A 204-nucleotide genomic window follows, 5' to 3' on the forward strand; every position below is an offset into this window, starting at 1 on the left:
GTGCCTATGGCACGTTCCATCAGCTGCTGGCCAAGAACGACAGGATCGACGCGAAGCGAATCGCGATGTGCACTGCCGCGGTCAGGACGATCCATGCCGCTCCGGATCCGCGCCTTCAGCCCTTTGCCGAGCATCTGACAATGATCGACCAGATCACGGAGGACATCGCAAGGCTGAAGAACCGGCTCGAGAGTTGCCGCGACA

At 60.8% G+C, this 204-nt stretch carries 1 pseudogene; it reads left to right on the forward strand.

Annotation, left to right across the window (positions count from 1 at the left end):
- Positions 1–204: pseudogene (locus G8O24_RS47510) on the forward strand (IS110 family transposase); the annotation flags it as partial.

It is taken from the genome of Bradyrhizobium campsiandrae, from assembly GCF_014529705.1.
Classification (GTDB): Bacteria; Pseudomonadota; Alphaproteobacteria; order Rhizobiales; family Xanthobacteraceae; genus Bradyrhizobium; species Bradyrhizobium campsiandrae.